This window comes from Streptomyces sp. NRRL WC-3549, assembly GCF_000721935.1.
GTDB lineage: Bacteria > Actinomycetota > Actinomycetes > Streptomycetales > Streptomycetaceae > Streptomyces.
This window is the reverse complement of record NZ_KL585403.1, coordinates 13272-23884: the sequence shown is the minus strand read 5'-3', so window position 1 is coordinate 23884 and position 10613 is coordinate 13272. Positions and strand designations below refer to the sequence as shown.

General features: G+C 72.3%; 9 protein-coding genes. 7 read left to right on the top strand and 2 right to left on the bottom strand.

Translation table 11 applies throughout. The annotated features are described in order from the left end of the window. The first annotated feature begins 367 nt into the window (after positions 1–367). From IH13_RS0117500 to IH13_RS0117490, 3 genes are all read left to right on the top strand, one after another. Complete coding sequence (locus IH13_RS0117500; protein WP_051835862.1) at positions 368–1279, top strand: septum formation family protein; 912 nt, start codon at positions 368–370, stop codon at positions 1277–1279. A gap of 211 nt (positions 1280–1490) precedes the next feature. Further along, positions 1491–3503 (top strand): N-6 DNA methylase, encoded by a 2013-nt coding sequence (locus IH13_RS0117495; RefSeq protein WP_031085494.1) that lies wholly within the window; start codon positions 1491–1493, stop codon positions 3501–3503. A gap of 218 nt (positions 3504–3721) precedes the next feature. Then, positions 3722–4327, top strand: coding sequence for a GOLPH3/VPS74 family protein (locus tag IH13_RS0117490; protein ID WP_031085492.1), 606 nt, complete (start codon positions 3722–3724; stop codon positions 4325–4327). A 749-nt stretch (positions 4328–5076) separates the two neighbouring features. Here the strand turns inward: IH13_RS0117490 and IH13_RS0117485 are convergent. Continuing rightward, positions 5077–5940 carry an SAM-dependent methyltransferase gene (locus IH13_RS0117485; protein ID WP_082317632.1) on the bottom strand — a complete coding sequence of 288 codons (864 nt, stop codon included), beginning with the start codon at positions 5938–5940 and terminating at the stop codon, positions 5077–5079. Between the two features lie 183 nt (positions 5941–6123). Here IH13_RS0117485 and IH13_RS0117480 point away from each other — a divergent pair, with 183 nt between their 5' ends. The 4 genes from IH13_RS0117480 (at position 6124) to IH13_RS0117465 (ending at position 10247) form a co-directional block, all read left to right on the top strand. Further along, positions 6124–6846, top strand: coding sequence for a response regulator transcription factor (locus IH13_RS0117480; protein ID WP_199814715.1), 723 nt, complete (start codon positions 6124–6126; stop codon positions 6844–6846). Beyond that, a complete protein-coding gene (locus IH13_RS0117475; RefSeq protein ID WP_031085486.1) occupies positions 6830–9022 on the top strand; it encodes an ATP-binding protein in 2193 nt (730 codons plus the stop codon). The genes IH13_RS0117480 and IH13_RS0117475 overlap by 17 nt, the downstream gene beginning before the upstream one ends. Before the next feature lie 123 nt (positions 9023–9145). Then, positions 9146–9514 carry a hypothetical protein gene (locus tag IH13_RS0117470; protein ID WP_031085484.1) on the top strand — a complete coding sequence of 123 codons (369 nt, stop codon included), beginning with the start codon at positions 9146–9148 and terminating at the stop codon, positions 9512–9514. 100 nt (positions 9515–9614) lie between these two features. Then, positions 9615–10247 (top strand): class F sortase, encoded by a 633-nt coding sequence (locus IH13_RS0117465; RefSeq protein WP_031085482.1) that lies wholly within the window; start codon positions 9615–9617, stop codon positions 10245–10247. On the opposite strand, the gene IH13_RS0117460 is transcribed toward IH13_RS0117465, so the two are convergent. Further along, the gene (locus IH13_RS0117460; RefSeq protein WP_031085480.1) at positions 10222–10509 is read right to left on the bottom strand and encodes a hypothetical protein; all 288 of its coding nucleotides are present in this window, start codon (positions 10507–10509) and stop codon (positions 10222–10224) included. The two genes, IH13_RS0117465 and IH13_RS0117460, sit on opposite strands and share 26 nt — an antisense overlap. Positions 10510–10613: the final 104 nt, after the last annotated feature.

Genomic DNA, 10613 nt, shown 5'->3' with positions numbered 1-10613 from the left:
ACGCGGCACATGCCCGCTGGTCAGCGGCCGCGGCGCCGGCCGTCGCCCGCACACCGGCCGACTTGAGGGGCGATCACGCCCGACACGGTCACGCACGGCTCCGCGAACCCGTCCCGGTTCAACGCCCTCTCAGCATCTCAGCTATTGACTGTGTTCACAAGTGTGCTTCACTGGAAAGTGTCATCTTCTCGAATGCCGCGCACCCCCTGAACTCACGGCACCCGCCGTCACGTTCAGGGGTCGACGCTCTCAGCTCGCCCCTTCGATCCCTCCGGGCCGAGAAGCCGCCCCCCACACCACTGTCACAGCAGTGCCATACGATGCGCACATCTGTTCCCCCGTTTCTCCTTTTGAGGATTCTCCAGCCATGTCTTTCGGTGCCAAGCCCCGTTCCCTGCGCTCCATAGCTGCCGTCGTCGCCCTTCTGGCAGTCGGAGCGACGGGATGCGCCGACATCGTCGAGGAAGCCAAGTCCGGCGCCAAGAAGGCGGTGCGCCAGCGTTCGGTCTTCTCCCTCGCCACCGGCGACTGCTACAACCCGAACAGCGGGGTGACCGACACCGAGGAGTTCAGCGTCGAGATCGTGCCCTGCGACGAAGCCCATGAGGGCCAGGTCGTCGGCGAGTTCAAGATCGAGGGCGAGTCGAAGTACCCCGGCGAGGACGGCGCCACCCAGATCGCGGACGAGCGCTGCCCGGCCGTGGCGGAGAAGTTCATCTCGGACACCTGGGCGATCCCCGAGGGCGTCGACCTCTTCTACTACTTCCCCACCAGCGAGAGCTGGAAGACCGGTGACCGGGCGGTGAGCTGCACCTACGCGAAGGACAAGGGCACGTTCTCCGGTTCCCTGAAGAGCGCGGACCTGAGCTCCGATCAGCTCGCGTACCTGAAGGGTTCGAACGCCCTCTACGAGACGCTGTGGACGAACCAGCCCGAGGCGGAGAGCGTCGAGGACGACTTCGACGGCTACAAGAAGCAGGCCAAGGCCGTGGGCGCGGCTCTCGACACCCACCTCGCCGCACTGAAGGACATCGAGCAGCCGGAGACCGTCAAGCTGCACGCCCAGCTGACGGGGGCCGCCGAGGCGTGGAAGAAGGCGGCCTCGGCCAAGGACACGGACACCTTCTACGTCGCCTACGACGTGGCCTTCGACGGCATCGACCCGAACAAGACGGTCGCCGCCCGCAAGGAGCTGAAGCTCGCCACCACCGTCCCGGCCGATGACGCCGAGGTCTGGGCCCTGTCTCTTATACACATCACCCGAGCGGGAGAGCCGTAAGCGACAGGCGGCGCCCCCGGCCCTGGCCGCAGGGTCGCCCCGGCCCGGCAGCCGGGGGCCGGTGGCCTCGGCGCCCCCTCGCGCACCCTCCACGATTGCCTCACACCATCGCCACACAGGCGTACCATGCTGTGAACCAAGTCAATAGCGTAGTAGCCTCATCGTCAGTGTGGCCCTCCTTCTCCCGCCTGCCAGCCCTTTGGAGATCGCGATGACGTCGCCCGAAACCGTGCCGGTCAGCCTGGCCGAGATCGCGCGGATCGCCGGAGTGGGCCGGGCAGCCGTCAGCAACTGGCGCCGTCGCCACGACTCCTTCCCGGCGCGCATCGGTGGTTCCGACGTCAAGCCGCAGTTCGCGCTGACCGAGGTCGAGCAGTGGCTCCGCGACAACAACAAGCTCGACGAGGCGGGCGGCCTGGAGTTGCTCTGGCCGAGGTTCGAGACGCTGGCCGGCCGGGACGAGGCCGGACTGGCCATCGCGTACGCAGCGCACCGGATGCGCGGCAAGGGCGCCCGTACCTCCTCCCCGCTCTCGCCGGAAGCCCGGACCCTCGTCACCGAAACCGTCAAGCTGGGCAAGCGGGAAGGGGCCACGCACACCTTCGAGTTCCTGCTGCAACGCTGGCTGGACGCACACGTACGTCAGGTCAGCGCGACGCCTGCCCGTCTTGCCTCCTTGATGACGCGTATCGCCCTGCGGACGCGCACCGGGTCAGGACAGGGCCCCCTGACGGTGCTCGATCCCGCCTGCGGATCGGGCCACCTCCTGTCCGCGGCCGTATCCGAACGCGGCCCCGAGCCGGTTGAGTTGTACGGGTGCGACATCGACGGCGCGCTGGCGGAGCTGACCGAGGCGCGGCTCGCGTTCGCCGGGGACGGCCAGGACGTACGGAGCAGGATCACGACGGCCGACTCCCTCCGCGAGGACCCCTGCCCGGAGCTGAGGGCCGACATCGCGCTCTGCAACCCTCCTTTCAACGAACGCGACTGGGGCTACGAAGAGCTCGCCACCGACCCGCGCTGGGTCCACGGGCTTCCGCCCCGCACCGAACCCGAACTCGCCTGGGTGCAGCACCTGCTGGCTCACCTGCGGCCGGGCGGAACCGCCGTGGTGGTGCTCCCCCCGGCCGTCGCCTCGCGCCGCGCGGGGCGGCGTGTCCGCGGTTCGCTGCTCCGGCACGGTCTGCTGCGCGCCGTGGTGGCGCTGCCGCCGGGCTGCGCTCAGCCGCACAGCGTGTCGCTCCAGCTGTGGGTCCTGCGCGCGCCCGACGAGCGCGCGGACAGCGGAAGCGGCAGCGGCAGCGGCGAGGACGCGTTGTTGCTGGTCGACGCCTCGACGCACACGGGGGCCGGGGGCCGGGGGCCGGACTGGGAAGCCGTCGAGTCGCTGGCACTCACCTCGGTGGGCCGCCTGGACGACCGTGCGGCCGAGCTACCGCACGGAGCGGCGCGGGTGCCGCTGCTCGACCTCCTGGACGACGAGGTCGACGTGACACCCGGCCGGTACGTGGCCGCTCGGCCCGAGGTGCGCGGCAAGGAATCGGCCGAGCACTGGGGTGAGCTGGGCGACGCCCTGGCCTCACTGCGGGAGCTGAGCCGGACCTTCGCCTCCCTGGACAGCGCCCGGCCGCCCGGAGGAGGCCGACAGTCCACCACGACGGTCGGCGACCTGGTCAAGGCCGGCGCGCTCGCGCTGAGACCGGGGGCGCACCCCCCGGAGTCGGTGGAGGTCTTCCGTGATCCCCGAGAACAATCGATTCCTCTCCTGACCGTCCCGGACCTGCTGCTGGACGGTCCCCCCGGCGCCTGGATCACCGGTGGCGAGCACCAGACGATCGCGGAGGAGGGCGACGTCATCGTGGCCGGTGTGGTCCGCGCGTTCGACGCGTGGGTGCACGAGGGGCCGCCGGTCGCCCTGGGAGCACAGCTCTTCGCCTTGCGGGTGGACCCGAAGATGATGGACGCCCACTTCCTCGCCGGGTGTCTGAGAGCACCGGCCAACGGCCGCCACGCGGGGACCCACGCCTCGACCTCGTCCCGTGTGGACGTGCGACGCCTGGCGGTTCTCCAACTCCCGCTGGAGGAGCAGGCGCCGTACAGCGAAACCTTTCGCCGGATCACGTCGTTCGAGCGCCTCCTCGCCCGTTCGGGGTCGCTGGGCAGGTCCCTGGCCAGGGACCTCACCGACCGGCTCGCGTCGGGCGGCCTCACGGCGGCGGACTGAGCGGCCGGTCCGGGGCGGGAGAAGGCTGTCCTCCAGGCGCTGGTGCGCCGCGTGGGGCGACCGGGAGCAGCAGTGGCCCGCTGCGCCTTGTTGCGGCAGGGCTACGGCCGCCCGGGGCGATACTGGTCGTGACAGTGGCCTCGCCGCCGGACCGGCTCCTGATGCGGACCCCGCAGGTGAGGGCGTGCCTTTGCCGATGTCTACGAGGGGAGCTGTTCATGACCACCGCAAAAGACCTGTTCATCGTCTCCATGGAACAGAGGCCGGAGCAGACCGTGGGACAGGGCGACCTGTCGCTCGCGCTCGCGGGAGCCGAGCTCATCGATCTCATCGGTACGGGGGCCGTCGCCGTGGACGACGACCGCATCGTGCCGGGCGGTGCGGCGGCGCCGGAGGACCGGCTCCTCGAAGAGGCTGCGGAACGGCTCACCCGGCAACCTCCGTACGAGCGGATCGAGGACTGGCTGTGGCGCCGGGGCCGGGATCTCTCGGCCGCTTACCAGGCCGCGCTGGAGGAGGCCGGCGAGCTGACACGGAAGCGAAGCGGACCGCTGTCCTTCGGCTCGGCACGTGTGGAACCGGTCGATACGCCCAGTCACCGACGGGCGTCCGACCGCTGGGAGGAGAAGGAGCCCGTCCTGGTCGCCCTCACCGCCGCCGTGGGGATCGACGACGGACGGCCCGACGACGAACCCGGCTTCGACGACGAGGCGGTCACGGCCGTGGTGGCCTCCGTACACGATGCGGTGATGGAGCTGGAGGCCGTACGCCAGAGGCGGACCATCGAGAACGCGGCTTTCGCCAACGTCTGGCGCGGGCCCTGAGTCGGACCGGACCGCACAGGTGGCCCGTGCACCCTGCGCGTGCCGGCCGCCCGAAGGGTGTTCGGCAGGCCCCTCGCTGAAGGCCGAGACCGGCTGCGGGGCCGGCCCCTGGCGCTGGCGGACGGGGCCGAGCCCTCCCGGACCCTGTCTCTCGTCCAGCCGGAGGGCACGATGTGCGGCTGGCCGGCCGGGACCACGCTTGCCCAGAAGCCCGTCCGGCAGACAGCGGCAGGGTGGTCGCGCGGGCTCCCTCGCCAACAGGTACGTACCGAACCGCCCCGGACCGGTGCTGCCGAGGAGTGAGGCACAGCAGATCCTCAACGAGTTTCGGCAGACCAGGGCGTGCGCCACGGCCGCACCGGACGCACCGGACGCACCGGTCTGGAGCTCCCCGGCCCCACCGGCACCCGGGCCGGGAACGGCGTACTCGGCACCTCCGGCGGCACGCCGGCACGGCGGCACGGCGGCACGGCGGCACAGCGGCACCGCGGCACGCCGGCACGGCGGCACGGCGGCACCGCGGCACCGCGGCACGGCGGCACGGCGGCACGGCGGCACGGAGAGGCTCATTCCCGTGGAGCCGGTCCCCTTCACCTCGGCGCGCCCGCGCCCCGGCCCGCGCGCCCGCCTTGCGCCTCAGCGGTCCAGGTGACGACCCGACGGGCTGAGGTCTCACCTGTGGGGGACATGGCCGATTCCGGTCCCCGTCAGGCGTCCCCCAGGGTGTGCCGGGAACGCGGGCGGCCGGATCAGGGCTTCCGGGCGACGCCCGCGTAGATCGGGACCGGACCGGTTCCGTCGGGTTCGCCGGTGTCCGCGTGGAGTTCCGGGCGCCACTCGTCCAGCGGGACCACCCCCGGTTCGAGCAGTTCCAGGCCGTCGAAGAAGCGGCTGACCTCGGCATGTGTGCGGGGCACGAAGGTGGCCCCGCGTGCCGCGTAGGCCGCCACCCCTTCGGCCACGGCCTCGGGGTCGAAATCGCCGGTGGCCTGGGACAGGACGAGGTGGCTTCCCGGGGCGAGCTCGTCCGCGTAACGGGCCACGAGGTCGTGGATCCCGTCCCCGTCGGGCACGAAGTGGGCCAGGGCGACGAGCGACAGTACGACCGGCCGGGTGAAGTCGATGGTCTCGGCGGCCAGTTCGAGGAGCCTGTCCGGCTCTCGTACGTCGGCGTCGATGTACCGCGTCACGCCTTCCGGGGTGCTCCGCAGCAGGGCTCCGGAGTGGGCCAGCACGATCGGGTCGTTGTCGACGTACACGATGCGCGCGTCGGGGGCGGTGGACTGGGCGATCTGGTGCAGGTTGGGTTCGGTGGGGATGCCCGAGCCGATGTCGAGGAACTGCCTCATGCCCCGGCCGGCGAGGTGGCGTACGGCGCGCTCCATGAACCGGCGGTTGTGGCGGGCGAACTGCTTGATCTCCGGCTGGAGTCGGAGGAGCCGTCGGCCCAGTTCCTCGTCGACCGGGTAGTTGTCCTTTCCACCGAGGAACCAGTCGTACATCCGGGCCGGGTGCGGCCTGGTGGTGTCGACACGGTCGGTGGTGAAAGCCGCGGATACCGCGGAGGCGGCGGATGCCGTGGAAGCCGTGGAATCGGTGCCGGTCCCGCTCATGCGGTGCTCACTCCTCAGGATGGCCGTTCAGCTCGTACAACCTTTCACGTCGTGCGAGTCCGACACCGGACACTTTCCGGCCAGGCTGCCGTCGCGGCCACCCCGAAGGAGGCGAGCCCCGCACGCCGCGGGCCTGTTCGGGCGGGGGACTCCGGCCTCCCGCGCTCCCCTACGATCGTCCCCGTGTGCGCAAACGTGATAGTCGCGGAAGACGACGCGAAGCAGGCCGAGCTGGTCCGCCGCTACCTCGAACGGGAGGGGCACTCCGTCACCGTGGTGGCGGACGGCCTCGCCGCGCTGGAGCAGGCCCGGCACGGGGCGCCCGACCTGCTCGTCCTCGACGTGATGATGCCTCGGGCCGACGGGCTGGACGTGGTCCGTGTTCTGCGGGCGGAGAAGCGCGAGTTGGCGGTCCTCATGCTGACCGCGCGGTCGACGGAGGACGACCTGCTGCTCGGACTCGACCTGGGCGCCGACGACTACATGACCAAGCCGTACAGCCCCCGGGAGCTCATGGCGCGGGTACGCACCCTCCTGCGCCGTACCCGGCGGGACGCGGACCACGGGGACGACCCCGTCGTACGGGTGGGGACGCTCACCGTCGACCCGCGGCGGCACGAGGTGGCGGTGGACGGTGTACGGATCACCTGCACACCCGGCGAGTTCCGGCTCCTGTCGGCCATGGCGGCCGAGCCCGGACGCGTCTTCACCCGCGAGCAACTCCTCGCGGAGCTCCACGGGTTCGACCGCTACATCAGCAGCCGGACGGTCGACGTGCACATCATGAACCTCCGCAAGAAGATCGAGCACGCGCCCCGGCGCCCGGCCCGGCTGCTCACCGTCTTCGGGGTCGGTTACAAGCTCGTGGACCCGGCGAAGAAGGCCGCGCGTGCGTCGGCGCGCTGAGGACGGCGGCGGGCGGCGGCGGCAGAGCCTGCTGGGCCGGCTGCTGGCCGTGTCGGCGCTCGTCGCGTCCTGTTCCGTCGCGGCGACCGCCTGGCTGGCGGTGCAGACCACGTCCGGGGCGATCGAGCAGGAGCAGGGCCGCAACCTCGCCGCGGACACCAGGGTCCTCGACACCCTGCTCGGTTACGCGGCGGAGCACGCCACCTGGGACGGTGTCGGGGACACCGTCCGCGAACTGGCGGACGCCTCCGACCGGCGGGTCACGCTGACGACGCAGAACCGGCAGATCCTCGCCGACTCCGCCGCTTCCTCACCGCCTCCGCCCGCCCTGCCCCCCGAGGCGTCGGCGGTCGTGGACCCCCTGTCCGTGACGGCCACCGCGTCCGGTGCCGGCTCCACCTCGGTCGGCGCCGCGCCCGTCACGGTCGGCAGCACCGGTGCGGACGGGTCCGGGGCCGGCGAGACCGCGTCACCGTCCGACGGAGCCGCGTACCCGGCCGACACGGCAACGGACGAGGACGCCGCTTCGCCTGCCGCCACCGTGCCGCCCGGCACGGTCGGCCCTTCGGGCCCCCTCATGGTGACGCAGTCGGGGAACGACCGGATCGACCCCCGGGCGGTCGGTCCGTTCCGGCTGCCGGAAGCCGAGCGTTCGTCGCTCCGGCGCACCGCCGAGGAGGCCGTCCAGTGCCTCGGCCGGACCGGGATCGCGGCCGACCTGGTGGAGAGCCCGAGCGGGCGCCCCAGGATCCAGGTCGTGGGCAACGACCCCGACCGGGTGCGGGACAGCCGGTGTACGACGGACACGCTGAACACCCCGACGAGGACCGAGGCGAAGGCCCTGACGGCGCTCAACGAGCTCGTCAACGCGTGTCTGGACCGGCAGGGGCGCGAAGCCGTACAGCTCGATCTCGACCTGTCCTGGGACTCGGGCAACGGGTATTTCCCACCGCAGTACGGCGAGGCCACCGACGCGCCCACACCCACGCCCAGCTCTCCCCGGGAGCTCGTGGCCACTCCCGTACCCGTCCCCACCACCATGGGCCGGGACAGTGAGAACGACCGGGACATCGCCTCGTGCGTCGGCATCGCCCGCCAGGAGCAGCTCAGCTCCTACGTCGCCTCACCCGCGCTGCTGTTCATCAGCGACCCGGGGGGCGGCACCGTCCCCGGCTTCGACCTGTCCCCCACCAACACGGCCAAGATCATCGGGGTCGCGGCGCTCGTCCTCGCCCTCACCGTCGGCGCCTCGGTCCTCGCCGGGGTCAGGCTCGTGCGCCCCCTGCACGCGCTCACCGGGGCGGCCCAGCGTCTGCGGGACGGACAGGACTCGGCACCGGTGCTGGTCACCACGGACAACGAGGTCGGCCGGCTGGCCACCGCGTTCAACGACATGGCCGAGCACCGGGCCCGGCTGGAGGAGCAGCGCAAGGTGATGGTCAGCGACGTCGCGCACGAACTGCGTACCCCGCTGAGCAACATCCGGGGCTGGCTGGAGGGGGCCCAGGACGGTATCGCCGAGCCGGACGCGACGTTCATATCCTCGCTGCTGGAGGAGGCGGTGCAGCTGCAGCACATCATCGACGACCTGCAGGACCTGGCGGCGGCCGACGCGGGGGCCCTGCGCCTGCACCCCGAACCCGTACGGATCGACGACCTCCTCGCCCACGTCGCCGCTGCCCACCAGGCGCAGGCCGAGGCCGCGAAGGTCCGTCTGACGGTGGCCGCGCCGGCCGGGCGGGAACCCGTCCCCGCATTCACCGCCGACCCGGTGCGGCTGCGGCAGGCGATCGGCAATCTGGTGTCCAACGCCGTACGGCACACTCCGGCGGGCGGGCGGGTGACCCTGCGCGCGTACCCGGACGGGCCCGGGGCGGAGAAGGCCCTCAAGGACGAGCTGGGCGGGGGCGGCGGGGTGGTGGTGGAGGTCGCCGACACCGGCAGCGGGATCGGCGCGGAGGATCTGCCGTACGTCTTCGACCGGTTCTGGCGCGCCGAGAAGTCCCGTAGCCGCCGCACCGGGGGCAGCGGCCTGGGGTTGGCGATCGTCCGCAAGCTCGTCGAGGCGCACGGGGGGACGACCGGCGTCGTGAGCACGGTGGGCGAGGGGTCGGTCTTCACCCTGCGTCTTCCGGCAGCGGGACCTGGCGCGACGGGCGACGGCGAAGGGCCTTGATGCGATGAACACGGCTACCTGACAGGTTTCTCACAACTCCCCTCCAGTCTGGGGGCCTGCCCGGCCACCGGCGCGCGTCCGCGCGTCGGCCCGACCTACGCCGGGCTGGAATCGGAGTTCTTCATGTCCCTTCGTCCGACCCTGCGCACCGCGGTCCTCGCCGCCACCGCTCTGGGCGCGGTACTGCTTCCGTCCGCGGCCGCCGTCGCCGACAGCACGCCCGCCTCGGAGCCCACCGTCGTCAGCGACGCCACCACCGCCACACCCACCCCCGCGCCTCAGCGCGGCGAGGCCACCGAGGCCCCGTCTCCGGTTCCGGCAGAGTCCGTGCCGGCCGGCACGGTGCCGCGCGGTGGCGTGGACGCCGGTGAGCGTCCGGCCGGAGACAGCGGTGGTACCGCGCTGTACGGTTCGGCCGCCGGCGCGGTTCTGCTCGCGGGCGCCGGCACCTACGTGCTGCGCCGCCGGTCCGCCGCTCAGCGCAACGGCTGATCCCTCCCGATGGCGCCGCCCGACGACGGGCGGCGCCATCCGCCGTCTCTCCCCCTTCTCGGCCCTCCCCTCCTCGTCCGCACACCGCACCGGAGTACCCATGCCCTTCACACCGCACCCCTCGTCGCGGATCGCCGTGTTCGCCGCAGCGGCCGGCCTGCTGCTCGTACCGCTCACCGGCTGCGGTGCTGCGGACGAGCCCCAGGCGTCCTCCGGGACCACCGCCTCCACGCGGTCGACGGGGTCTGCGAAAACCCCGGAGTCCCCGGAATCGCCGGACGCCCTCAAGGCGCCGGCTCCGACGCGGGTCACGGTCCCCTCGCTCGGCATCGACAGCACGCTGATGCGGCTCGGGCTCAACGAGGACGGCACGGTGGAGGTACCGCCGGCCGAGAAGGGCATGACGGCGGGCTGGTACGCGGGCGGGGCCGTCCCGGGCGAGCCGGGCGCGGCGGTGCTCATCGGGCACAACGACACACGGTTCGGCAAGGCCGTCTTCCACGACCTGCACAAGATCGCCGAGGGGGCGGACATCGCGGTGTCCGACGGAGCGGGCGAGGAGAGCCACTTCACGGTCACGGCGAAGGAATCCGTCAGGAAGGACGGCTTCCCCACGGAGAAGGTCTACGGAGCGACCGGGGACCGCGTCCTCCGCCTGATCACCTGCGACGGCGCGTTCGACGCCGCCGGCCACCCCGTGGACAACCTCATCGTGTACGCGGAACTCCGCTGACCGGAGTGGGCGGGGCGACCAGGTAGGAGGTGCCTCGGGCCCGGGGTGCGCTGAAGAAGGCCGGCGGCGCGTTGCCGCCGACCTGGCTGACGTAGACGGTCTCGTCCCACGCCGGCCCCGACCCCGGTACGACGAGGGCCAGTTGGACGGCGACGAAGACCACGGCGACCGCGGCCAGCCATGGCAGCGGGCGGTGCGCGTGCCGGGCCGGGCGGACCGGCGGGGCGGGCGGTGCCGGACGGGTGGCCGTGTACGCGTACATGACCGCTTCTCACCAGGACAGTCGGGGCGGACCGGCACAGAGGACACCCTGCCCGAACCCGCCCGGCCGCCCCGCCGGGACGCGCCGTCGCGCGGACGGCGGGG

Coding starts and splice junctions, on each gene's coding strand:
- IH13_RS0117485 (WP_082317632.1), bottom strand. CDS start 5,940: ATGAGCGGGACCGGCACCGATTCCACGGCTTCCACGGCATCCGCCGCC.
- IH13_RS0117460 (WP_031085480.1), bottom strand. CDS start 10,509: ATGTACGCGTACACGGCCACCCGTCCGGCACCGCCCGCCCCGCCGGTC.
- IH13_RS0117490 (WP_031085492.1), top strand. CDS start 3,722: ATGACCACCGCAAAAGACCTGTTCATCGTCTCCATGGAACAGAGGCCG.
- IH13_RS0117500 (WP_051835862.1), top strand. CDS start 368: ATGTCTTTCGGTGCCAAGCCCCGTTCCCTGCGCTCCATAGCTGCCGTC.
- IH13_RS0117495 (WP_031085494.1), top strand. CDS start 1,491: ATGACGTCGCCCGAAACCGTGCCGGTCAGCCTGGCCGAGATCGCGCGG.
- IH13_RS0117465 (WP_031085482.1), top strand. CDS start 9,615: ATGCCCTTCACACCGCACCCCTCGTCGCGGATCGCCGTGTTCGCCGCA.
- IH13_RS0117470 (WP_031085484.1), top strand. CDS start 9,146: ATGTCCCTTCGTCCGACCCTGCGCACCGCGGTCCTCGCCGCCACCGCT.